Genomic DNA, 23106 nt, shown 5'->3' on the forward strand with positions numbered 1-23106 from the left:
ACATGCTTACTCAAATAGAGTTGTTGATGATTTATCAGCAGCTCGACCCTCTACGCCCGGTGACCATAGCAAGTTGGAACCACTCCTTCCCATCCCGAACAGGACAGTGAAACGACTTTACGCCGATGATAGTGCGGATTACCCGTGTGAAAGTAGGTAACTGCCGGGCACCAATGCGACGCCCAGACCCTCTTAGGTCTGGGCGTTTTTACTTGTGCAAAGCGTTTTGAGGTTTTAGAGATTGACAGAAACTCCATTTGGAGTCAGAATATTGGGTTCGCGGAGGGGTGTCCGAGCGGCTAAAGGAGGCAGACTGTAAATCTGTTGGCTATGCCTACGTAGGTTCGAATCCTACCCCCTCCACCAGATGTGCGGGATTAGTTTAATGGTAAAACAGCAGATTTCCAATCTTCGGTCAAGAGTTCGATTCTCTTATCCCGCTCCAGTATTAACAGTATTAACAGTATTTGTATTTGCCCATGTGGCTCAGTGGTAGAGCACTCCCTTGGTAAGGGAGAGGTCGGCAGTTCGATCCTGCCCATGGGCACCATGGCTTACGTAGTAAAAAATTTAAATTTCGTGTGTTGGTTTAAGAGTTAACTAAGGGCAGACAAAAAAATGGCAAAAGAAAAGTTTGAGCGGACAAAACCGCACGTAAACGTTGGCACAATCGGTCACGTTGACCACGGTAAAACCACATTGACAGCTGCAATCGCAACCGTGCTTTCAAAAGCATTCGGTGGCGAAGCAAAAGCATACGATCAGATCGATGCTGCTCCAGAAGAAAAAGCACGCGGTATTACGATTAATACAGCACACGTTGAGTATGAGACAGCGAATCGTCACTACGCGCACGTGGATTGCCCAGGACATGCTGACTACGTTAAGAACATGATTACTGGTGCTGCTCAGATGGACGGCGCTATTTTGGTTTGCTCTGCAGCTGACGGCCCAATGCCACAAACTCGTGAGCACATCCTCTTGGCACGCCAAGTTGGTGTTCCATACATCATCGTGTTCTTGAACAAGTGCGACATGGTTGATGACGCTGAGTTGTTAGAGCTCGTAGAAATGGAAGTTCGCGAGCTTTTATCTAAGTACGACTTCCCAGGCGATGACACACCAATCGTTCAAGGTTCTGCTAAGTTAGCTCTTGAAGGCGACGAAGGCCCATTGGGTAAAGAAGCCATCATGAAGTTGGCTGAAGCGCTTGACTCTTACATCCCAACTCCAGAGCGTGCTGTTGACGGTGCGTTCTTGATGCCAGTAGAGGACGTGTTCTCTATCTCCGGTCGCGGTACTGTGGTTACAGGTCGTATCGAGCGCGGTATCGTTAAGGTTGGTGAAGAGATTGAAATTATCGGTATCAAACCAACACTCAAGACAACTTGTACTGGTGTTGAAATGTTCCGCAAATTGCTCGACCAAGGTCAAGCAGGCGATAACGTTGGTATCTTGTTACGCGGTACAAAACGTGAAGAAGTTGAGCGCGGCCAAGTATTGGCTAAGCCAGGTTCAATCACCCCACATACTCACTTTACAGCCGAGGTTTATATCTTGGGTAAAGATGAAGGTGGTCGTCATACTCCATTCTTTAACAACTATCGTCCACAGTTTTACTTCCGTACTACGGACGTAACTGGTTCAATCGAGTTGCCAAAAGACAAAGAAATGGTAATGCCTGGTGATAACGTGACTATTACCGTCAAACTCATCGCTCCTATCGCGATGGAAGAAGGTTTACGTTTTGCGATCCGTGAAGGTGGCCGTACTGTTGGCGCCGGTGTGGTTGCAAAGATTTTGGCTTAATAGTTTTAATAAAGGGGTGTAGCTCAATTGGCAGAGCGTTGGTCTCCAAAACCAAAGGTTGGGGGTTCGATGCCCTCCGCCCCTGCCACGATTTGAACTGAAAGTAATATGTCTCAACATACAGCAAGTCATACTGAAGAAAAAAGCAGCTGGGTCTCTGGACTCGCTGCTTTACTCGTCGTTGCAGCGTTAGTTCTTTACTACACGCTGGCCGATCAATCGATGTTGATTCGTTTGGCTGTTTTGTTTGGCGGAATTGCTGTTGCAGTTTTGATTGTGGCGATGTCGGCAGATGGGCGTCGTTTTATCGCCTACGCAAAAGATTCTTGGTATGAGGTAAAAAAGGTTGTTTGGCCGACTCGCAAAGAGACGACTCAAATGACTCTAGTCGTATTTGGCTTTGTTGTGATTATGTCCCTGTTTTTGTGGATTGCAGACAAATTAATTGAATGGCTAGTTTTTTCAGTCTTCCTAGGCTGGAAGTGAGTAAAAAATGATTGAAACTGAATTGGTCTCAAATAATCCACAAGCTACCGGCAATATGCGCTGGTACGTGATTCATGCCTATTCAGGCATGGAAAAAAGCGTTAAAAGAGGTCTTGAGGAGCGTATTGCGCGCTCTGGAATGCCGGAGAAATTTGGACGCATCTTGGTTCCATCTGAAGAAGTGGTAGAGATTAAGTCTGGCACTAAGTCAGTTTCTGAGCGCCGCTTTTTCCCTGGTTATGTACTAATTGAGATGGAAATGACTGACGAGAGCTGGCATTTGGTGAAAAATACGCCAAAAGTGACCGGTTTCGTTGGTGGTGTAAGAAACCGCCCAAGCCCGATTTCTACCGCTGAAGTGACCAAAATCATGGATCAAATGCAGGCTGGTGTTGATAAACCGAAGCCGAAGACCCTCTTTGAGGTGGGTGAGATGGTTCGCGTTAAGGAAGGTCCATTCACAGATTTCAACGGAAACGTTGAGGAAGTGAACTACGAGAAGTCAAGATTGCGCGTTTCTGTTACAATTTTTGGCCGCGGTACCCCAGTTGAGCTGGAGTTCGGCCAAGTAGAAAAGATGTAAAAACAAGGACTTAGTCCAGTTTTGCAGTAAAGCAGTACAAGTGGTTAGCAATAACCGAGGAGCGGATCTAGAAAGCCAAAAACTAGTGAAGCGTTTACTCAACAGCGGTCTTTCCTAATGAGGTTAGGCGCGCTTTTAGGAGCAATCAATGGCAAAGAAGATCATTGGCTTTATCAAGCTGCAGATCCCTGCAGGTAAAGCAAATCCATCACCTCCCGTAGGTCCAGCATTGGGTCAACGCGGCCTCAATATTATGGAATTCTGTAAGGCGTTTAATGCTCAAACTCAGAGCATGGAACCTGGCCTGCCAATTCCAGTCGTGATTACAGCTTTCGCTGATAAGAGCTTCACTTTCATCATGAAGACTCCTCCAGCGACCATCATGATTAAGAAGGCTGCAAAGATCGAAAAAGGATCACCACGTCCGCATACCGATAAGGTAGGAAAAATTACACGTGCTCAAGCAGAAGAAATTGCTAAAGCAAAAATGCCAGATTTGACAGCTGCTGATATGGATGCTGCTGTAAGAACAATCGCTGGTAGCGCCCGCTCAATGGGCATCACAGTGGAAGGTCTCTAATCATGACTAAGTTATCTAAGCGTTTAAAAGCAATCGAATCTAAAGTAGATCGCAATAAGTTTTATGCATTAGAAGATGCATTGAACCTCGTAAAAGAGTGTGCAACTGCTAAGTTTGATGAGTCTATCGACGTTGCAGTTCAGTTGGGTATTGATGCTAAGAAATCTGACCAAGTTGTGCGTGGCGCAGTTGTGCTCCCAGCTGGTACAGGTAAGCATGTTCGTGTAGCGGTATTTGCACAAGGCGAAAAAGCTGAACAAGCTAAAGCTGCTGGTGCTGAGATAGTTGGCATGGAAGACCTTGCTGACCAAATTAAAGGCGGGAAAATCGATTTCGATATTTTGATCGCATCCCCAGACACAATGAAGATCGTTGGCACTTTAGGTCAAGTATTGGGCCCACGTGGTTTGATGCCGAATCCAAAAGTGGGAACTGTTACTCCTGACGTTGCGACTGCAGTTAAAAATGCAAAAGCAGGTCAAGTGCAATTCCGTGTGGACAAAGCCGGTATCGTGCACGCAAGCATTGGCCGTCGTTCATTCGAGCCTGCTGCATTGAAATCAAACTTGCTCGCATTGCTTGAGGCTTTGAACAAAGCTAAGCCACCTGCATCTAAGGGCGTTTATTTAAAGAAGGTTGCCGTAAGCAGCACCATGGGTGCAGGCGTACGTGTTGACCAGGCATCGATACAAGCTGCTCAGTAATTAGCTTGTAGCAAAAAGAACTTTGGGTCGACTCCCGCTCTTAGGGTGAGAGTCGAACATCAAAGACCGTTGGTGAATTATTTGCTTACTCAGAATTAATTCTTAATCGTTACGAAAGTAATAGCCAGCGCAGATGGCGACCCTGAAAAGATTTCACAAGATTCCCTTGTGACAAATGATCAGACGCTGGTGTGTAACCCCAACTGGAAACAGTTGGTTTTTTAGGAGTTAAACCGTGCCTTTGAATGTACAAGACAAAAAAGCGATTGTTGCTGATGTCGGCGCTCAATTGGCTGGAGCTCAAACAGTCGTGCTCGCTGAATATCGTGGTATTCCAGTAGAGCAGTTGACAAAGCTACGTGCTAGCGCACGTGACCAAGGTGTATATCTTCGCGTTTTGAAGAACACATTGGCACGCCGTGCTGCACAAGGCACACAGTTTGAGCCTCTTGCTGATTCGATGGTTGGCCCCTTGATCTACGGCATCTCTGCTGATCCGATTGCTTCGGCAAAAGTATTGCAGAACTTTGCTAAGACTCAAGACAAGCTAGTCATTACTGCTGGCTTATATAACGGCAAGTTGTTAGATGTTGCGGGCGTTAAAGCTCTTGCAACAATTCCAAGCCGCGACGAGTTGTTATCTCAGTTGTTAGGTGTGATGTTGGCACCAGTATCTGCGATGGCTCGCGTATTGGGCGCAGTAGCAGCGCAAAAATCAGCCGGAGCACCTGCTCCAGTTGCAGCACCTGTAGTTGAAGCAGCAGCACCAGTAGAAGTAGTTGCTGAAGCGGCCGCTCCAGAAGCAGCTGCTGAGCCTGCAGCCGCAGCACCAGAAGCTGGAACAGAAACACCGCAAACCCCTGCCGCTGAATAAGCGCAGATTAACTATTAAGTATTAGGAGCTAAAAATGGCGATTACCAAAGAAGAAATCATTGATGCAGTAGGCAGCATGTCCGTAATGGATTTGAACGACTTGGTTAAGGCGTTCGAAGAGAAGTTTGGCGTTTCAGCTGCAGCGATGGCTGTTGCTGGTCCTGCTGGTGGCGGCGCAGCTGCTGCTGGTGAAGAGCAAACAGAATTTACTGTTAACTTGCTCGAAGCTGGTGCAAACAAAGTTTCAGTAATTAAGGCTGTTCGCGAAATCACTGGTCTTGGCTTGAAAGAAGCTAAAGACTTAGTTGATGGCGCACCAAAGCCAATCAAAGAAGCTGTTGATAAGAAGACAGCTGAAGAAGCTAAGAAGAAGCTTGAAGAAGCTGGCGCTAAAGCAGAACTTAAGTGATACAAACTCAGTTAGTGCCCCTCAAAAAGGGGTGCTAGCCCTGTTGGGTTTGACCATTAGTGGTCAAACCCGATTTCATTTCTGATTGAAATCGGGTTTGCCTTCTGATACGACTGCAGAATGCAAGTTTGGTCGGACACTAGATCTTTCGATTTAGTGTTGTCCGCCAGTGATTGGTAGTGGCCAATCGCCAAATCTTTGTACAGTCGCTGAATTCGGAGATGAAATGAACTACAGCTTCACCGAACGCAAGCGAGTCCGTAAAAGCTTTGCTAAGCGAGTAAATAATCATCAGGTTCCATACCTGATCGCAACGCAGCTGGAATCCTACGCTAAATTTTTACAGGCTGATAAGCCGGCAATGTCTCGTCTTACAGAGGGACTTCAAGCTGCCTTTACATCAGCATTCCCAATTGTGTCTAACAATGGCTACGCACGTATGGAATACGTGTCATACCAGTTGTCACAGCCACCGTTCGACGTTAAAGAATGTCAACAACGTGGTTACACATACCATTCGGCCTTACGTGCAAAAGTTCGCTTGATTATTTATGATCGCGAAGCACCTACTAAGGTTAAAGAGGTAAAAGAGAGCGAAGTCTACATGGGTGAAATTCCACTCATGACTGATAACGGCTCTTTTGTGATCAACGGTACTGAGCGCGTTATCGTTTCTCAGTTGCACCGTTCCCCAGGCGTGTTCTTTGAACACGATAAGGGCAAGACACATAGCTCAGGTAAGTTGCTGTTCTCAGCACGTATCATTCCTTACCGTGGTTCATGGCTCGATTTCGAGTTTGATCCAAAAGATATTCTGTATTTCCGCGTTGACCGTCGTCGTAAGATGCCAGTCACCATTTTGCTCAAAGCAATTGGTTTAAACAACGAGCAGATTCTTGCAAACTTCTTCAACTTTGATCATTTCTCATTGAGCGCAAATGGCGCATCAATGGAATTTGTTCCAGAGCGTTTGCGTGGTCAGTTAGCCAGCTTTGATGTGCTTGATAAGAATGGCGTTGTTGTCATTCAAAAAGACAAGCGTATCAATGCAAAACATATTCGTGAGCTCGAAGCTGCTAAGACAAAGAACATCGTTGTTCCAGATGATTACTTGGTTGGTCGCGTAGTTGCGCGTAACATCATCGATCCAGACTCTGGTGAAATCTTGGCATACGCTAATGATGAAATCACTGAAGAGTTGTTGGCTACATTGCGCGATGCAGGCATCAAGCAATTGGAAACCATCTACACCAATGATTTAGATTCTGGCGCATACATTTCTCAGACATTGCGTACTGATGAAACTGCGGATCAAATGGCTGCTCGTATTGCCATCTATCGCATGATGCGTCCTGGTGAGCCTCCAACAGAAGATGCTGTTGAAGCCTTGTTCCAGCGTTTGTTCTACAACGAAGATAGTTACGATTTATCTCGCGTTGGTCGTATGAAAGTCAACAGCCGTCTCGGTCGCTCAGAGATGGAAGGCCCAATGGTCTTGTCGAACGAAGATATTCTCGACACCATTAAGTCTTTAGTTGATCTGCGTAACGGCAAAGGCGAAGTTGATGATATCGATCACTTAGGAAATCGTCGTGTACGTTGCGTAGGTGAGTTGGCAGAGAATCAATTCCGTGCAGGTTTGTCACGCGTTGAGCGTGCGGTTAAAGAACGTCTCGGCCAAGCCGAAACCGAAAACCTCATGCCGCATGATTTGATTAACAGCAAGCCAATCTCTTCAGCAATTCGTGAGTTCTTCGGTTCTTCACAGTTATCCCAGTTTATGGACCAAACAAACCCATTGTCAGAGATCACGCACAAGCGTCGTATCTCTGCATTGGGACCTGGTGGTTTGACACGTGAGCGCGCAGGTTTCGAAGTGCGTGACGTACATCCAACCCACTACGGACGTGTTTGCCCAATTGAAACTCCAGAAGGACCAAACATTGGTCTGATCAACTCACTCGCGTTATTTGCGCGTTTGAATGAGCATGGTTTCTTAGAGACTCCATACCGTAAAGTTTCCAATAGCAAAGTAAGCGACGAAGTTGTTTACCTATCCGCTATTGAAGAAGCGAAATACGTGATTGCTCAGGCAAATGCAACGATCGACAAGAGCGGTAAGTTGGCCGATGAATTGGTTTCAGCGCGTCAAGCTGGTGAGACCATGATGGTTAGCCCAGAGCGTATCGATTTCATTGACGTTGCTCCTAGCCAGATCGTTTCTGCTGCTGCTTCATTGGTTCCATTCTTGGAGCATGATGATGCGAACCGTGCGTTGATGGGTGCGAATATGCAACGTCAAGCGGTTCCTTGCTTGCGTCCAGATAAGCCATTGGTTGGTACAGGTTTAGAGCGCATTGTTGCAGTTGATTCAGGTACAGTAATTTTGGCTTCCCGTGGCGGAATCGTTGACTATGTTGATGCAAACCGTGTAGTTATTCGTGTAAACGATGACGAGACAGCGGCTGGTGAAGTTGGTGTGGATATTTATAACCTCATCAAGTACACCCGCTCAAACCAAAATACCAACATCAACCAACGTCCAATCGTTCAGGCTGGTGATCGTGTAGCCCGTGGCGACGTAGTTGCTGACGGTGCATCTACCGACTTAGGTGAGTTGGCTTTAGGTCAAAACATGACTGTGGCATTTATGCCATGGAACGGTTACAACTTCGAAGATTCAATCTTGATCTCTGAGAAAGTGGTTGCTGATGACCGTTACACCTCTATTCATATTGAAGAGTTGTCGGTTGTTGCTCGTGATACCAAGCTTGGTTCAGAAGAAATTACACGCGATATCTCCAACTTGGCTGAGTCACAACTCTCCCGTTTGGATGAGAGCGGTATTGTTTACATCGGTGCTGAAGTTGAAGCTGGTGACGTATTGGTTGGTAAGGTAACTCCAAAGGGTGAGACTACTCTCACTCCAGAAGAGAAGCTCCTCCGTGCGATCTTCGGTGAAAAAGCGTCTGACGTAAAAGATACTTCTTTGCGTGTTCCATCTGGAATGATCGGTACGGTTATCGATGTTCAAGTCTTCACCCGTGAAGGTATTGAGCGCGATGCACGTGCACAGTCAATTATTCAAGAAGAATTACAACGCTATCGTTTGGACTTAAACGACCAGTTGCGTATTGTTGAAGGCGATGCCTTCATGCGTTTAGAAAAGCTGTTGATTGGCAAGGTTGCCAATGGTGGTCCTCAGAAATTAGCTAAAGGCACTAAGCTCGACAAGGAATACCTTGCCAGTTTAGATAAATACCATTGGTTTGATGTTCGTCCAGCAGATGATGAAGTTGCTACACAAGTTGAAGCAATCAAATCTTCTATCGAAGCGAAGCGTAAGCAGTTTGATGAAGCTTTTGAAGAGAAGCGCACTAAGCTTACCCAGGGCGATGATTTGCAGCCTGGCGTAACGAAAATGGTTAAGGTGTACTTGGCTGTTAAGCGTCGCTTACAGCCTGGTGACAAGATGGCCGGTCGTCACGGTAACAAAGGTGTGGTTTCTAAAATCGCTCCTGCAGAAGACATGCCATTTATGGCTGACGGACGCCCTGTTGACATCGTCTTGAACCCATTGGGTGTTCCTTCCCGTATGAACGTAGGTCAGATCTTGGAAACCCACTTAGGTTGGGCGGCTCAAGGTATTGGTAAGCGTATTGATGAGATGGTTCGTCAACAAGCTAAACAAGCTGAACTCCGTAAGTTCATGAAGCAGCTTTACAACGAAACCGGTCGTATCGAAGATATCGATAATTTCACTGATGAGCAGATCACTGTTTTGGCTGAGAATTTACGTCAAGGCTTGCCATTTGCTACTCCAGTGTTTGACGGTGCAACTGAAGCTGAAATCGGCCGCATGCTCGAGTTGGCTTATCCAGATGAAGTGGCTACTTCATTGAAGATGACGCCTTCACGTCAGCAAATGATTTTGTGCGACGGCCGTACTGGCGATCAGTTTGAGCGTCCTGTAACTGTTGGTGTAATGCACGTCTTGAAACTCCACCATTTGGTCGATGACAAGATGCATGCACGTTCAACCGGACCTTACTCTTTGGTAACGCAACAGCCATTGGGCGGTAAAGCTCAGTTTGGTGGTCAGCGCTTTGGTGAGATGGAAGTTTGGGCCCTCGAAGCATACGGTGCTTCATATGTCTTGCAGGAAATGCTGACAGTGAAGTCCGATGACGTCGCAGGCCGTACCAAGGTTTACGAAAACATCGTCAAGGGCGAGCACACAATTGATGCTGGCATGCCCGAATCCTTCAACGTGTTGGTAAAAGAAATCCGCTCGTTGGGTATTGACATTGACATGGAGCGCAACTGATATGAAAGCATTGCTCGATTTATTTAAGCAAACGCAGGGTGATGAGCAGTTTGATGTCATCAAGATTGGTCTTGCATCCCCTGAGAAAATTCGCTCATGGTCTTTTGGTGAAGTACGCAAACCAGAAACCATCAACTACCGGACTTTTAAGCCCGAGCGTGATGGTTTGTTCTGCGCCAAGATTTTTGGACCAACCAAAGACTACGAGTGCTTATGCGGCAAGTACAAGCGCTTAAAGTTCCGTGGCGTTATCTGTGAGAAGTGCGGCGTTGAAGTTACGCTCGCTAAGGTACGTCGTGAGCGCATGGGCCACATTGAGTTGGCAGCTCCTGTAGCGCACATCTGGTTCTTGAAGTCATTGCCATCCCGTTTGGGTATGGTTCTCGATATGACATTGCGTGATATCGAGCGCGTTCTTTACTTTGAAGCATATGTAGTCGTTGATCCTGGCATGACACCTGAAGGCGCAATGAAGCGCGGTCAGATCATGTCTGAAGACGAATACATTGCCAAGACTGAAGAGTATGGTGATGGTGCGTTTACTGCCATCATGGGCGCTGAAGGCATTCGTGATCTCTTGCGTTCGATTGATATCGATCGCGAAGTTGAGACTATTCGTGCTGATTTGAAGGCTACTGGTAGCGATGCCAAGATCAAGAAATACGCGAAGCGCTTAAAAGTGCTCGAGGCGTTCCAGACTTCAGGTATTAAGCCTGACTGGATGATCATGGAAGTGTTGCCAGTATTGCCACCTGAACTGCGCCCATTGGTGCCATTGGATGGCGGTCGCTTTGCTACTTCAGATTTGAACGACCTCTATCGTCGCGTGATTAACCGTAACAACCGTTTGAAGCGTTTGTTAGAGTTGCGCGCACCAGAGATCATCGTTCGCAACGAAAAACGTATGTTGCAAGAAGCGGTTGACTCATTGCTCGACAACGGTCGTCGCGGTAAGGCTATGACTGGCGCTAACAAGCGTCCTCTCAAATCCTTGGCTGAGATGATTAAAGGTAAGAGCGGTCGTTTCCGTCAAAACTTGTTGGGTAAACGTGTTGACTACTCAGGACGTTCAGTCATCGTGGTTGGTCCTACATTGAAATTACATCAGTGCGGCTTACCAAAATTGATGGCCTTGGAATTGTTCAAGCCATTTATTTTCAACAAGCTTGAGACTTTGGGAATTGCAACCACGATTAAGGCTGCGAAGAAAGAAGTTGAAAGTCAGACTCCAATCGTTTGGGACATTCTCGAAGAAGTGATTCGTGAACATCCAATCATGTTGAACCGTGCGCCTACATTGCACCGTCTCGGTATTCAGGCTTTCGAGCCAATGCTGATTGAAGGCAAGGCGATCCAGTTACACCCATTAGTCTGCGCGGCATTTAACGCTGACTTTGACGGTGACCAAATGGCGGTTCACGTTCCTTTGTCGCTCGAAGCACAAATGGAAGCACGTACATTGATGTTGGCTTCGAACAACGTATTGTTCCCAGCTAACGGCGAGCCATCTATCGTTCCTTCGCAGGACGTGGTGTTGGGTCTGTACTACGCTACTCGTGACAAGATCAACGGTAAAGGCGAAGGCATGGTCTTCGCCAATATCACTGAAGTAATTCGTGCATACGAGGCTGGCCAGGTTGAATTGGCTTCACGCGTTGCTGTGCGTATTACTGAGTTTGAGATTGTGGATAAGAAGGCAGAGGGCGACGCCCGTTTTGCTGAAAAGACCAAGATCTATCAAACTTCAGTTGGCCGTGCAATCTTGTCAGAAATTTTGCCTAAAGGCATGTCTTTCGAGGAAATCAATAAGCCTCTGAAGAAAAAAGAAATCTCACGTTTGATCAACACTTCATTCCGTAAGTGTGGTCTTCGTGAAACAGTTATTTTTGCTGACCGCCTCTTGCAGTCTGGTTTCCGCTTAGCGACTAACGCCGGTATCTCGGTTGCAATCGACGATATGCTGATTCCAAGCTCTAAAGAGCGCATCATCACCGAGGCTTCTACCAAGGTTAAAGAATATGACAAGCAGTTCATGTCAGGTCTCGTAACCAATCAAGAGCGTTATAACAACGTGGTTGATATTTGGGGTGCCGCTGGTGACCAAGTTGGTAAAGCGATGATGGATGAGTTGTCACACGTTGACGTACTCGACCGTAACGGTAAAACTGTGCGTCAAGAATCTTTCAACTCCATCTACATGATGGCGGATTCTGGTGCGCGTGGATCTGCTGCGCAGATTCGTCAGTTGGCTGGTATGCGTGGTTTGATGGCGAAGCCTGATGGCTCGATTATTGAAACTCCAATTACTGCAAACTTCCGTGAAGGTTTGAACGTGTTGCAGTACTTCATCTCAACTCACGGCGCTCGTAAAGGTCTGGCTGATACAGCGTTGAAGACAGCGAACTCCGGTTACTTGACGCGTCGTTTATGCGACGTAACTCAAGACCTCGTGGTGATTGAAGAGGATTGCGGAGCAACTTCTGGCGTAACAATGAAGGCTCTTGTAGAGGGCGGCGAAATTATCGAAGCATTGCGTGACCGTATTTTGGGTCGAGTATGTATCGGTGACATCGTTCATCCTGACACTCAAGAAGTCATTGTTCCTAACGACACATTGCTCGACGAAGATCATGTTGATCAAATCGTTGCCTTGGGTATCGACGAAGTTAAAGTTCGCACAGTGTTGTCATGCTTAACTCGCTTTGGCTTGTGCGCTAAGTGCTACGGCCGTGATTTAGGTCGCGGTGGTTTGGTGAACGTTGGTGAGGCGGTTGGTGTTATCGCTGCTCAGTCCATCGGCGAGCCAGGCACACAGTTGACTATGCGTACCTTCCACATTGGTGGTGCGGCGTCACGTGCATTGGTTGCAAGCAATATTGAAGCGAAGTCTAACGGTACTCTGAAGTTCTCTGGCACGATGCGTGTTGTGAAGAATGCGAAGGGCGAGCAGATTGTGATTTCACGTTCAGGTGAAGCTGTGATCATTGACGACAACGGTCGTGAGCGCGAGCGTCATAAAGTGCCTTACGGTGCAACACTCTTGTTGAAAGAAGATGCAGCAGTCAAGGCCGGCGCAAGCTTGGCAACATGGGATCCGTTAACACGTCCAATCATTTCTGAGTACGCTGGTATTGCTCGCTTCGACAACGTTGAAGAAGGCGTTACTGTAGCTAAGCAGGTTGACGAAGTAACCGGCCTCTCCACTTTGGTGGTAATTGACGGTAAGCGTCGTAGTGCTGCTAGCAAAGGTGTTCGTCCAATGATCAACTTAGTTGATGACAAGGGCGGCGAAGTGATGATTGCGGGTACAGATCACCCGGTAAACATCGGTTTGCAAGTTGGCGCTTTGATCACTGTTAAAGATGGTCAAAAAGTTGAGGTTGGTGAAGTATTGGCACGTATTCCAATCGAATCACAGAAGACTCGCGACATTACCGGTGGTTTGCCACGCGTTGCTGAATTGTTCGAAGCACGTTCACCAAAAGATGCTGCTGTATTGGCTAAAGTCACTGGAACTGTTTCCTTCGGTAAAGAAACCAAAGGTAAGCAGCGTTTAGTGATTACCGATATGGATGGTGAAGCTAATGAATTCTTGATTCCTAAAGAGAAGCAAGTTCTCGTTCATGACGGTCAAGTTGTGAATAAGGGCGAGATGATTGTGGAAGGCCCTGCCGATCCGCATGACATCTTGACGCTCAGAGGTATTGAGGAGTTGGCAATCTACATCGTGGACGAAGTTCAAGACGTTTACCGTTTGCAAGGCGTGAAGATTAATGACAAGCACATTGAAGTCATCGTGCGTCAAATGTTGCGTCGCGTGCAAATTACTGATGGTGGCGATACTGCCTACATCACTGGTGAGCAAGTTGAGCGCTCTAAGTTGTATGACGCAAACGATGCTGTGATTGCGCAAGGTAAGCGCCCAGCTCAGTTCGAGAACGTGTTGCTTGGTATTACTAAGGCATCCTTGTCGACAGACAGCTTCATTTCAGCGGCTTCTTTCCAAGAAACCACCCGTGTATTGACCGAAGCCGCAATTATGGGCAAGACCGATACACTCCGTGGCCTCAAGGAAAACGTCATTATTGGTCGCCTGATCCCTGCTGGTACCGGCTTGTCTTACCGCCGTGCACGCAAGGTCAGAGAGCAATTCGAGCGTGATCGCGCTCAAATGATTGCCGCCGAAGAGGAAGCAATGGCTGATATGCCTGTAGAAATAGAGGCTGAAGTGATTGCTCCTGCTGGGGAGGCTGATCCAAGCTAATTTGGTATTCCTGGCCAGAAATGGCCAGTTTTTTCCCTCGAGGTTGACGGAAAGGGCTGGCCAGGCTAGAATGCTGAGTTCTACTGATTCAGAAGAGGGTCGTTTTGACCTAGGATTTCTCTAAGTCATTGATTTTCTTGAAGAAAGCAACAAAGAAGTACTAACCGAGCTATTTTATGCCAACAATTAATCAATTATTACGTAAGCCAAGAACACGGCTGACCGTTAAAAGCAAGAGCCCTGCGTTGCAAAACAGCCCGCAGCGCCGTGGTGTATGTACACGTGTGTACACAACCACTCCTAAAAAGCCTAACTCTGCGCTACGTAAAGTAGCAAAAGTTCGCTTAACCAATGGTTTTGAAGTCATTTCATACATTGGTGGTGAAGGCCATAACCTCCAGGAACACTCAGTAGTGTTGATCCGTGGTGGTCGTGTAAAGGATTTGCCAGGTGTTCGTTACCACATCGTTCGTGGCTCACTTGACTTGCAAGGTGTTAAAGACCGTAAGCAATCACGTTCCAAGTACGGTGCTAAGCGCGCTAAGAAAGCTGCTTAATAGCAACTTACAGTATTTGTAGTAAGTCTTCGTTTGTCAGACTTTAAAGACAAGTAAGTGGTCGTTCCGTCTAGAGATTTCTCCAGATAGTAGGACGGCCGGAGCGGGTGATCCATGTGGGCCACCCCTAACTGAACTGAAGGAGTAGTTATGCCACGTCGTCGTGAAGTTCCCAAACGGGAAATCTTGCCTGATCCAAAATTCGGCAATGTAGAAGTAGCAAAATTCATGAACGTCCTCATGTTGGACGGCAAGAAATCGGTTGCAGAGCGTATCGTTTACGGTGCCTTTGATCACATCGAGAAAAAAGCAAATAAAGAACCACTCGAAGTTTTCTCAACAGCTATGGGCAATGTTAAGCCAATGGTTGAGGTGAAGAGCCGTCGTGTTGGTGGCGCTAACTACCAGGTTCCTGTTGAAGTTCGCCCATCACGCCGTTCTGCTTTGGCAATGCGCTGGGTGCGCGAAGCCGCTAAAAAGCGCGGTGAAAAATCAATGGCTCAACGTTTGGCCAACGAATTATTAGAAGCTGCAGAAGGTCGCGGCGGAGCAATGAAGAAGCGTGAAGAAGTTCACCGTATGGCAGAAGCTAACAAAGCTTTCTCACATTTCCGCTTCTAATCGCACAGTAAAGAAAAGGTACCAACAGTGGCACGTAAAACCCCTATCGACAAATACCGCAATATCGGTATTTCTGCGCACATTGACGCAGGTAAGACAACAACAACAGAACGCGTTTTGTTCTACACCGGTGTTAATCACAAAATTGGTGAAGTGCATGACGGCGCTGCAACCATGGACTGGATGGAGCAAGAGCAAGAGCGTGGTATCACAATTACTTCTGCTGCTACTACAACGTTCTGGAAGGGCATGGCTGGTAATTTCCCAGAGCACCGTATCAACATTATTGATACCCCAGGACACGTAGACTTCACTATTGAAGTTGAGCGTTCAATGCGCGTTTTGGATGGCGCTTGCATGGTTTACTGTGCAGTAGGTGGTGTGCAGCCACAATCTGAAACTGTTTGGCGTCAAGCTAACAAGTATCAAGTTCCACGTTTAGCTTTCGTAAACAAGATGGACCGCACTGGTGCCAACTTCTTCAAGGTCTATGACCAAATGAAGATGCGCCTCAAAGCAAATCCTATCTTGATCCAGATTCCAATCGGCGCAGAAGAAAACTTCAAAGGTGTTGTGGACTTGGTAAAGATGAAGGCCATCTATTGGGATGAGGCTTCACAAGGTACTAAATTTACATATGAAGATATCCCTGCTGAATTGCAAGCTTCTGCTGAAGAGTGGCGCGAGAAAATGCTCGAAGCTGCTGCAGAGAGTTCAGAAGAGTTGATGGAAAAGTATCTCGGCGGCGAAGGCTTGACCGAGGAAGAAATTAAAGCTGCATTGCGTCAACGTACGATCGCCAATGAAATCGTTCCAATGTTGTGCGGAACAGCGTTCAAAAACAAAGGCGTTCAGGCGATGTTGGATGCGGTTGTTGAATTGTTGCCTTCACCATTAGACGTTCCACCAGTTCCATGTGAATTGGAAGATGGCACACCGACAACACGTGAAGCTTCTGATAGCGCGAAGTTCTCAGCGTTGGCATTTAAGATCATGACTGACCCATTTGTTGGCCAGCTCATCTTCTTCCGTGTTTACTCCGGTGTAATGAAATCTGGCGACACAATCTACAACCCAATCAAGGGCAAGAAAGAGCGTGTTGGTCGTTTGTTGCAAATGCATGCAAACGAACGTGAAGAAATTAAAGAAGTATTTGCTGGCGATATCGCAGCTGCAGTTGGTCTAAAAGACGCAACAACAGGTGAAACATTGTGTGATCCAGATAGCATCGTTATTTTGGAGCGCATGGTATTCCCAGAGCCAGTGATCTCTCAAGCTGTAGAGCCAAAGACAAAAGCTGACCAAGAAAAAATGGGTCTTGCTTTGAATCGCTTGGCACAAGAAGATCCTTCTTTCCGCGTGAAGACAGACGAAGAGTCTGGCCAAACCATTATTTCCGGTATGGGCGAGCTCCACTTGGAAATTTTGGTTGACCGTATGAAGCGTGAATTCGGTGTTGAAGCAACTGTTGGTAAGCCACAAGTTGCCTATCGTGAAACGATTCGTAAGGTTTGCGAAGAGATCGAAGGTAAATTCGTTAAGCAGTCTGGTGGTCGTGGTCAATACGGTCACGTGGTATTGAAGTTAGAGCCACAAGCCCCAGGCAAAGGTTTTGAATTCGTTGATGCTATTAAGGGCGGTGTTGTTCCACGTGAATACATACCTGCAGTAGAAAAAGGAATTATCGAAACATTGAACTCCGGTATTTTGGCTGGCTATCCAGTTGTAGATATCAAAGCAACATTATTCTTCGGCTCATACCATGACGTTGACTCCAACGAAAACGCATTTAAGATGGCGGGCTCGATGGCATTCAAAGATGGTATGCGCAAAGCAGCACCAGTGTTGCTTGAACCAATGATGGCTGTTGAAGTTGAAACACCAGAAGATTTCATGGGTAACGTAATGGGTGATCTCTCATCACGTCGCGGTATTTTGCAAGGTATGGATGACATTCCAGGGGGCGGCAAGATCGTTCGCGCTGAAGTGCCATTGGCAGAGATGTTTGGTTATTCAACTGGCTTGCGCTCGTTGACCCAAGGTCGCGCTACCTACACCATGGAATTTAAGCATTATTCCGAAGCACCTAAGAACGTTGCTGAAGCAGTGATGGCTGCTAAAGCGAAGTAATTTATCCACATTATTTTGAATATTGACTAGCTAAGAAGGCAGACAAAAAAATGGCAAAAGAAAAGTTTGAGCGGACAAAACCGCACGTAAACGTTGGCACAATCGGTCACGTTGACCACGGTAAAACCACATTGACAGCTGCAATCGCAACCGTGCTTTCAAAAGCATTCGGTGGCGAAGCAAAAGCATACGATCAGATCGATGCTGCTCCAGAAGAAAAAGCACGCGGTATTACGATTAATACAGCACACGTTGAGTATGAGACAGCGAATCGTCACTACGCGCACGTGGATTGCCCAGGACATGCTGACTACGTTAAGAACATGATTACTGGTGCTGCTCAGATGGACGGCGCTATTTTGGTTTGCTCTGCAGCTGACGGCCCAATGCCACAAACTCGTGAGCACATCCTCTTGGCACGCCAAGTTGGTGTTCCATACATCATCGTGTTCTTGAACAAGTGCGACATGGTTGATGACGCTGAGTTGTTAGAGCTCGTAGAAATGGAAGTTCGCGAGCTTTTATCTAAGTACGACTTCCCAGGCGATGACACACCAATCGTTCAAGGTTCTGCTAAGTTAGCTCTTGAAGGCGACGAAGGCCCATTGGGTAAAGAAGCCATCATGAAGTTGGCTGAAGCGCTTGACTCTTACATCCCAACTCCAGAGCGTGCTGTTGACGGTGCGTTCTTGATGCCAGTAGAGGACGTGTTCTCTATCTCCGGTCGCGGTACTGTGGTTACAGGTCGTATCGAGCGCGGTATCGTTAAGGTTGGTGAAGAGATTGAAATTATCGGTATCAAACCAACACTCAAGACAACTTGTACTGGTGTTGAAATGTTCCGCAAATTGCTCGACCAAGGTCAAGCAGGCGATAACGTTGGTATCTTGTTACGCGGTACAAAACGTGAAGAAGTTGAGCGCGGCCAAGTATTGGCTAAGCCAGGTTCAATCACCCCACATACTCACTTTACAGCCGAGGTTTATATCTTGGGTAAAGATGAAGGTGGTCGTCATACTCCATTCTTTAACAACTATCGTCCACAGTTTTACTTCCGTACTACGGACGTAACTGGTTCAATCGAGTTGCCAAAAGACAAAGAAATGGTAATGCCTGGTGATAACGTGACTATTACCGTCAAACTCATCGCTCCTATCGCGATGGAAGAAGGTTTACGTTTTGCGATCCGTGAAGGTGGCCGTACTGTTGGCGCCGGTGTGGTTGCAAAGATTTTGGCTTAATAGTAGTAAAAATATTTAGCGGTTTGCTAACCGGTGACGTCCGTGCTGCGGATGTCACCGAGCTCTTTAGAAATATAACGTGGCAGCACCACAACGCTCTTTGGAATTAATATGCAAAACCAAAAAATTCGTATTCGTCTTAAAGCATTTGATTACCGTTTGATCGACCAGTCTGCAGCTGAAATCGTTGATACAGCTAAGCGCACTGGTGCTGTTGTTAAGGGTCCAGTACCTTTGCCAACACGTATTGAGCGCTTCGACATTCTGCGTTCACCACACGTAAACAAGACATCACGTGACCAGTTAGAGATTCGTACCCATCTGCGTTTGATGGATATCGTTGATCCTACAGAGAAAACAGTGGATGCCTTGATGAAATTAGACCTACCAGCAGGTGTGGACGTCGAAATTAAGTTGCAGTAATTCAGTATTTCCAGTCTTAGCGCTTGCCAAGACTGGCCTTTCGGGATAGAATCTAAGGCTTCGCTCAATTATTTGGGCGGATTTTCAGGTTTTATCAGCATTAAAAACGTTGTAAGTTATTGATTTAGAAGTACTTTTACTTGTAAATCACTTAAATTAATTTTGCCGACCAATCGAAGTCGGCGTGGAGCATGAATATGAGCTTAGGCTTAATCGGTCGCAAGATCGGCATGACCCGTCTATTTACGGACGAAGGGGAAGCAATTCCTGTGACCGTAATTGACGTGAGCGACAACAGAATCGCTCAAATCAAGACCCAGGCAACTGATGGCTATGATGCTATCCAGTTGGCACATGGCACACGTAGAGCTACTCGCGTTACCAAAGCAATGGCTGGTCACTTCGCTAAAGCGGGTGTGATGGCTGGTAACGGTCTCAACGAATTTCATTTAGATGCAGCAAAAATCGCAGAAATGACGCCAGGACAAGTAATTCCTGCTGACACTGCATTTGCTGCTGGCCAAAAAGTGGACGTACAAGGTGTAACGATTGGTAAAGGCTATGCCGGTACTATCAAGCGCCATCACTTCGCTTCAGGTCGCGCGTCACACGGTAACTCACGTTCACATAACGTGCCAGGTTCTATCGGTATGGCGCAAGATCCAGGTCGTGTTTTCCCAGGTAAGCGCATGACAGGCCACCTTGGTGACGAAACACGCACAGTACAAAATTTAGTCATCGCACGCATTGATGCAGAACGCAATCTCATCATGGTTAAAGGCGCTATTCCAGGTGCCCCAGGCGGTAAAGTTATTGTTACTCCAGCGGTGAAGACACCGTTGAAGAAGAAATAAGGAGAGCGAATATGGAACTTAAGCTTCTCCAAGATAACGGTACTTTGGGCGCAGGCGTTCAAGCCTCACCTGAAGTATTCGAGCGCGAATATAACGAAGCATTGGTACACCAAGTTGTTGTGGCTTACCAAGCAAATGCACGTAGTGGTAATCGTGCACAAAAAGACCGTGAGCAAGTTAAGCACACAACCAAAAAACCTTGGCGTCAAAAAGGTACTGGTCGTGCACGTGCTGGTATGAGCTCTTCCCCGCTGTGGCGTGGAGGTGGTCGTATATTCCCGAATTCACCTGAAGAAAATTTCAGCCAAAAAGTAAACAAGAAAATGTACCGCGCTGGTATGAGATCAATTTTGTCTCAGTTAGCTCGCGAAGGTCGTTTGAATGTTGTTGACCAATTTAATCTTGATGCTCCAAAGACTAAAGTTTTAGCTGACAAAGTTAAAGCAATGGGCTTGGATTCAGTCTTGATCATCGTTGATCAGGTTAGCGAGAATTTGTACTTGGCATCACGCAACTTGCATAAGGTTGCTGTATGTGAGCCACAGCACGCTGATCCATTAGCTTTAGTTCAATACAAAAAAGTATTGGTAAGCAAAGCAGCGATCGCAAAAATTGAGGAGTTGCTGAAATGAGCCAAGTCCGTAAAAACGATCACAGCTTGATGAAGGTTCTGCTTGGACCGGTTATCTCTGAAAAAGCAACTATGGTTGCAGAGAAAAACGAACAAGTGGTATTCCAAGTTACACGCGACGCTAACAAGAGCGATGTGAAACAAGCGGTTGAATTGCTCTTTAAAGTGCAAGTTGACTCTGTTCAAATCGTGAATCAAAAAGGTAAGCCAAAGCGCTATGGCCGTTTTGAAGGTCGTCGTGACCACACTAAGAAGGCCTACGTTAGCTTGAAGCCAGGTCAAGAAATTAACTTTGAAGCGGAGGCGAATTAATCATGCCTTTGATGAAGACAAAACCGACCTCACCAGGTCGTCGCTCAATGGTCAAGGTGGTAAATCCTGACCTGCATAAAGGTAAACCTTTTGCAGCGTTGGTAGAGCCACAGTTCCAAAAAGCAGGACGTAACAATAATGGTCACATCACTACCCGTCATAAAGGTGGTGGTCATAAGCATCACTATCGTGTTGTTGATTTCAAACGTAACGACAAAGATGGTATTCCAGCAAAAGTTGAACGCTTGGAATACGATCCAAACCGCAGTGCAAATATTGCATTGATCGTGTTTGCTGATGGTGAGCGTCGCTATATTCTTGCTGCAAAAGGCATGACTGTTGGTCAGGCATTGATGACTGGTGCTGAAGCCCCAATCAAGTCTGGTAACAACTTGCCAATTCGTAACATTCCAGTTGGTAGCACGATTCACTGTGTAGAAATGTTGCCGGGCAAAGGTGCTCAAATCGCACGTTCTGCTGGTGGTTCTGCAGTGTTATTGGCTCGTGAAGGTGTATACGCTCAGGTGCGCTTGCGCTCTGGTGAAGTACGTCGCATTTTGATCGATTGCCGTGCCACTATTGGTGAAGTTGGTAATGAAGAGCATAGCTTGCGCGTTATCGGTAAAGCTGGTGCTAATCGCTGGCGTGGTATTCGCCCGACCGTTCGCGGTGTGGCAATGAACCCAGTAGATCACCCACACGGTGGTGGTGAAGGTAGAACTGGCGAAGGCCGTGTACCTGTCTCCCCATGGGGCACACCAACTAAAGGTTATCGTACACGTCGCAATAAGCGTACAACTTCGATGATCGTTCAACGTCGTCAAAAACGTTAAGCGATAAGGATAAATAGATATGACACGTTCAGCTAAAAAAGGCCCATTTTGCGACGCCAGCTTAGTAAAAAAAGTTGAAGTTGCACAAGCCAACAAGGACAAAAAGCCGATCAAAACTTGGTCACGCCGTTCAACAATCCTCCCAGACTTTATTGGTCTGACGATTGCTGTACATAACGGTCGTCAACACGTTCCGGTATATGTATCAGAAAACATGGTGGGTCATAAGTTAGGCGAATTTGCCTTGACCCGTACTTTCAAAGGTCACGCTGCTGACAAGAAAGTAACGAAGAAGTAAGGGGATGATGATGGAAGTTAAAGCTATTCACAAGGGCGCCCGCATTTCTGCGCAAAAGACACGTTTGGTCGCTGACCAAATCCGTGGTTTGCCAATTGCTCGCGCTATGAACATTTTGAATTTCAGCCCCAAGAAAGCTGCCTTCATTGTGAAGAAAGTTGTTGAGTCCGCAATGGCCAATGCTGAACACAATAAGGGTGCTGATATTGATGAGCTCAAGGTTTCAACAATTATTGTTGATAAGGGTACTTCCTTGAAGCGCTTCACAGCACGTGCTAAGGGTCGCGGTAATCAAATCGAAAAACAAACATGTCACATCACCGTGACCTTGAGTAACTAAGGGAAGATATGGGACAAAAGATAAACCCAACCGGATTCCGACTCTCGGTAACGAAGAACTGGACATCAAAGTGGTATGCAAACAATACTGATTTTGCGAAGATGCTCAAAGAGGACGTAGATGTCCGCATCTATCTCAAGAAGAAGTTGAAGAATGCATCAGTAAGTAAAGTCATTATTGAGCGTCCCGCAAAGAACGCACGCATCACAATTTACAGCTCACGCCCAGGTGTTGTGATCGGTAAAAAAGGTGAAGATATTGAAGTTCTCCGTCGTGAACTCCAGAAGCGTATGGGCGTTCCAGTCCATGTGAACATTGAAGAAATTCGTAAGCCTGAAGTTGATGCTCAATTGATCGCTGACTCTATTACTCAACAGTTAGAGAAGCGCATCATGTTCCGTCGTGCAATGAAGCGCGCAATGCAAAATGCAATGCGCCTTGGTGCACAAGGAATCAAGATCATGTCTTCTGGTCGTTTGAATGGTGCTGAAATTGCACGTCGCGAATGGTACCGTGAGGGTCGTGTTCCACTTCATACATTGAAGGCTGATATTGATTACGCAACTTCAGAAGCGGAAACAACATACGGCATCATCGGTGTAAAAGTTTGGGTATACAAAGGCGATACATTAGGTCGCGGTGCTGATGCTGTAGCAGTAACGGCAGAGCCAGCAGCTGAAGAGAAAAAGCCACGTCGCGCACCAGCTAAAACAACCGCACGCAAACCAGCAGCTGACAGCAAGCCTTTAGTTGCTGCTAAGCCAGCAGTAAAGCGTGCACCGAAAGCCGCTGAAGCCCCAAGTGCTGAAGCGCAGAAGTCAGGAGAGTAA

Annotated in this window: 21 protein-coding genes, 4 tRNA genes and 1 rRNA gene; all 26 read left to right on the plus strand. The window is 46.7% G+C overall.

What is annotated here, in order from left to right:
• Positions 1-55 precede the first annotated feature (55 nt).
• The 26 genes from rrf (at position 56) to rpsC (ending at position 23106) form a co-directional block, all read left to right on the plus strand.
• Positions 56-169: ribosomal RNA gene (rrf, locus tag GQ359_RS00205) — 5S ribosomal RNA — on the plus strand.
• A gap of 112 nt (positions 170-281) precedes the next feature.
• Positions 282-366: transfer RNA gene (locus tag GQ359_RS00210), tRNA-Tyr, on the plus strand.
• Positions 367-371: 5 nt separating this feature from the next.
• Positions 372-445 (plus strand) — tRNA-Gly (locus tag GQ359_RS00215).
• Positions 446-475: 30 nt separating this feature from the next.
• A tRNA-Thr gene (locus tag GQ359_RS00220) sits at positions 476-550 on the plus strand.
• A 68-nt stretch (positions 551-618) separates the two neighbouring features.
• Positions 619-1809: an elongation factor Tu gene (gene tuf / locus GQ359_RS00225; RefSeq protein ID WP_215302340.1), complete on the plus strand. Its 1191-nt coding sequence runs from the start codon at positions 619-621 to the stop codon at positions 1807-1809.
• Positions 1810-1821: 12 nt separating this feature from the next.
• Positions 1822-1897 (plus strand) — tRNA-Trp (locus GQ359_RS00230).
• A 20-nt stretch (positions 1898-1917) separates the two neighbouring features.
• Positions 1918-2295, plus strand: coding sequence for a preprotein translocase subunit SecE (gene secE, locus GQ359_RS00235; RefSeq protein ID WP_215302341.1), 378 nt, complete (start codon positions 1918-1920; stop codon positions 2293-2295).
• A 7-nt stretch (positions 2296-2302) separates the two neighbouring features.
• Positions 2303-2878: a transcription termination/antitermination protein NusG gene (gene nusG / locus GQ359_RS00240; protein ID WP_215387030.1), complete on the plus strand. Its 576-nt coding sequence runs from the start codon at positions 2303-2305 to the stop codon at positions 2876-2878.
• A gap of 148 nt (positions 2879-3026) precedes the next feature.
• Positions 3027-3458, plus strand: a complete 432-nt coding sequence (gene rplK / locus GQ359_RS00245) for a 50S ribosomal protein L11 (RefSeq protein ID WP_011901890.1) — start codon at positions 3027-3029, stop codon at positions 3456-3458.
• A gap of 2 nt (positions 3459-3460) precedes the next feature.
• Positions 3461-4162 (plus strand): 50S ribosomal protein L1, encoded by a 702-nt coding sequence (rplA, locus tag GQ359_RS00250; RefSeq protein WP_015420223.1) that lies wholly within the window; start codon positions 3461-3463, stop codon positions 4160-4162.
• Between the two features lie 235 nt (positions 4163-4397).
• Complete coding sequence (gene rplJ, locus GQ359_RS00255; protein WP_215387031.1) at positions 4398-5036, plus strand: 50S ribosomal protein L10; 639 nt, start codon at positions 4398-4400, stop codon at positions 5034-5036.
• A 34-nt stretch (positions 5037-5070) separates the two neighbouring features.
• A complete protein-coding gene (rplL, locus tag GQ359_RS00260) occupies positions 5071-5445 on the plus strand; it encodes a 50S ribosomal protein L7/L12 (RefSeq protein WP_114654227.1) in 375 nt (124 codons plus the stop codon).
• A gap of 226 nt (positions 5446-5671) precedes the next feature.
• Positions 5672-9772, plus strand: a complete 4101-nt coding sequence (gene rpoB / locus GQ359_RS00265; protein ID WP_215387032.1) for a DNA-directed RNA polymerase subunit beta — start codon at positions 5672-5674, stop codon at positions 9770-9772.
• A 1-nt stretch (position 9773) separates the two neighbouring features.
• A complete protein-coding gene (gene rpoC, locus GQ359_RS00270) occupies positions 9774-14036 on the plus strand; it encodes a DNA-directed RNA polymerase subunit beta' (RefSeq protein ID WP_215303685.1) in 4263 nt (1420 codons plus the stop codon).
• 176 nt (positions 14037-14212) lie between these two features.
• Positions 14213-14593, plus strand: coding sequence for a 30S ribosomal protein S12 (gene rpsL, locus GQ359_RS00275; protein ID WP_041484791.1), 381 nt, complete (start codon positions 14213-14215; stop codon positions 14591-14593).
• A 150-nt stretch (positions 14594-14743) separates the two neighbouring features.
• On the plus strand, positions 14744-15214 hold the full coding sequence (rpsG, locus tag GQ359_RS00280; RefSeq protein WP_015420229.1) for a 30S ribosomal protein S7: 471 nt from the start codon (positions 14744-14746) through the stop codon (positions 15212-15214).
• A gap of 27 nt (positions 15215-15241) precedes the next feature.
• Positions 15242-17344 carry an elongation factor G gene (gene fusA / locus GQ359_RS00285; protein ID WP_215334156.1) on the plus strand — a complete coding sequence of 701 codons (2103 nt, stop codon included), beginning with the start codon at positions 15242-15244 and terminating at the stop codon, positions 17342-17344.
• Positions 17345-17394: 50 nt separating this feature from the next.
• On the plus strand, positions 17395-18585 hold the full coding sequence (gene tuf / locus GQ359_RS00290; RefSeq protein WP_215302340.1) for an elongation factor Tu: 1191 nt from the start codon (positions 17395-17397) through the stop codon (positions 18583-18585).
• Between the two features lie 111 nt (positions 18586-18696).
• The gene (gene rpsJ, locus GQ359_RS00295; protein ID WP_011901899.1) at positions 18697-19008 is read left to right on the plus strand and encodes a 30S ribosomal protein S10; all 312 of its coding nucleotides are present in this window, start codon (positions 18697-18699) and stop codon (positions 19006-19008) included.
• A 197-nt stretch (positions 19009-19205) separates the two neighbouring features.
• Positions 19206-19862: a 50S ribosomal protein L3 gene (gene rplC / locus GQ359_RS00300; RefSeq protein WP_046329376.1), complete on the plus strand. Its 657-nt coding sequence runs from the start codon at positions 19206-19208 to the stop codon at positions 19860-19862.
• A gap of 11 nt (positions 19863-19873) precedes the next feature.
• Positions 19874-20494 (plus strand): 50S ribosomal protein L4, encoded by a 621-nt coding sequence (gene rplD / locus GQ359_RS00305; protein WP_015420233.1) that lies wholly within the window; start codon positions 19874-19876, stop codon positions 20492-20494.
• Entirely contained in the window at positions 20491-20805 is a 315-nt protein-coding gene (gene rplW, locus GQ359_RS00310; protein ID WP_076024545.1) for a 50S ribosomal protein L23, read from the plus strand. The genes rplD and rplW overlap by 4 nt, the downstream gene beginning before the upstream one ends.
• Positions 20806-20807: 2 nt before the next feature.
• Entirely contained in the window at positions 20808-21638 is an 831-nt protein-coding gene (gene rplB / locus GQ359_RS00315; RefSeq protein WP_215302345.1) for a 50S ribosomal protein L2, read from the plus strand.
• A 19-nt stretch (positions 21639-21657) separates the two neighbouring features.
• A complete protein-coding gene (rpsS, locus tag GQ359_RS00320) occupies positions 21658-21936 on the plus strand; it encodes a 30S ribosomal protein S19 (protein WP_011901904.1) in 279 nt (92 codons plus the stop codon).
• Between the two features lie 7 nt (positions 21937-21943).
• Complete coding sequence (gene rplV / locus GQ359_RS00325) at positions 21944-22276, plus strand: 50S ribosomal protein L22 (protein ID WP_215300499.1); 333 nt, start codon at positions 21944-21946, stop codon at positions 22274-22276.
• Positions 22277-22284: 8 nt separating this feature from the next.
• The gene (rpsC, locus tag GQ359_RS00330; RefSeq protein WP_215387033.1) at positions 22285-23106 is read left to right on the plus strand and encodes a 30S ribosomal protein S3; all 822 of its coding nucleotides are present in this window, start codon (positions 22285-22287) and stop codon (positions 23104-23106) included.

Origin of the sequence: Polynucleobacter sp. AM-7D1, assembly GCF_018688455.1 — a bacterium.
In the GTDB taxonomy this organism is placed as follows: domain Bacteria; phylum Pseudomonadota; class Gammaproteobacteria; order Burkholderiales; family Burkholderiaceae; genus Polynucleobacter.

Bases quoted from the DNA above. Each gene is read 5' to 3' on its own strand.
- rpoB (WP_215387032.1), top strand. From the start codon at position 5,672: ATGAACTACAGCTTCACCGAACGCAAGCGAGTCCGTAAAAGCTTTGCT.
- tuf (WP_215302340.1), top strand. From the start codon at position 619: ATGGCAAAAGAAAAGTTTGAGCGGACAAAACCGCACGTAAACGTTGGC.
- rplB (WP_215302345.1), top strand. From the start codon at position 20,808: ATGCCTTTGATGAAGACAAAACCGACCTCACCAGGTCGTCGCTCAATG.
- rplD (WP_015420233.1), top strand. From the start codon at position 19,874: ATGGAACTTAAGCTTCTCCAAGATAACGGTACTTTGGGCGCAGGCGTT.
- rpsJ (WP_011901899.1), top strand. From the start codon at position 18,697: ATGCAAAACCAAAAAATTCGTATTCGTCTTAAAGCATTTGATTACCGT.
- tuf (WP_215302340.1), top strand. From the start codon at position 17,395: ATGGCAAAAGAAAAGTTTGAGCGGACAAAACCGCACGTAAACGTTGGC.
- rpsG (WP_015420229.1), top strand. From the start codon at position 14,744: ATGCCACGTCGTCGTGAAGTTCCCAAACGGGAAATCTTGCCTGATCCA.
- secE (WP_215302341.1), top strand. From the start codon at position 1,918: ATGTCTCAACATACAGCAAGTCATACTGAAGAAAAAAGCAGCTGGGTC.
- rplC (WP_046329376.1), top strand. From the start codon at position 19,206: ATGAGCTTAGGCTTAATCGGTCGCAAGATCGGCATGACCCGTCTATTT.
- rpoC (WP_215303685.1), top strand. From the start codon at position 9,774: ATGAAAGCATTGCTCGATTTATTTAAGCAAACGCAGGGTGATGAGCAG.
- rpsL (WP_041484791.1), top strand. From the start codon at position 14,213: ATGCCAACAATTAATCAATTATTACGTAAGCCAAGAACACGGCTGACC.
- rpsS (WP_011901904.1), top strand. From the start codon at position 21,658: ATGACACGTTCAGCTAAAAAAGGCCCATTTTGCGACGCCAGCTTAGTA.
- nusG (WP_215387030.1), top strand. From the start codon at position 2,303: ATGATTGAAACTGAATTGGTCTCAAATAATCCACAAGCTACCGGCAAT.
- rplL (WP_114654227.1), top strand. From the start codon at position 5,071: ATGGCGATTACCAAAGAAGAAATCATTGATGCAGTAGGCAGCATGTCC.
- rplA (WP_015420223.1), top strand. From the start codon at position 3,461: ATGACTAAGTTATCTAAGCGTTTAAAAGCAATCGAATCTAAAGTAGAT.
- rplV (WP_215300499.1), top strand. From the start codon at position 21,944: ATGATGGAAGTTAAAGCTATTCACAAGGGCGCCCGCATTTCTGCGCAA.
- rpsC (WP_215387033.1), top strand. From the start codon at position 22,285: ATGGGACAAAAGATAAACCCAACCGGATTCCGACTCTCGGTAACGAAG.
- rplK (WP_011901890.1), top strand. From the start codon at position 3,027: ATGGCAAAGAAGATCATTGGCTTTATCAAGCTGCAGATCCCTGCAGGT.
- rplW (WP_076024545.1), top strand. From the start codon at position 20,491: ATGAGCCAAGTCCGTAAAAACGATCACAGCTTGATGAAGGTTCTGCTT.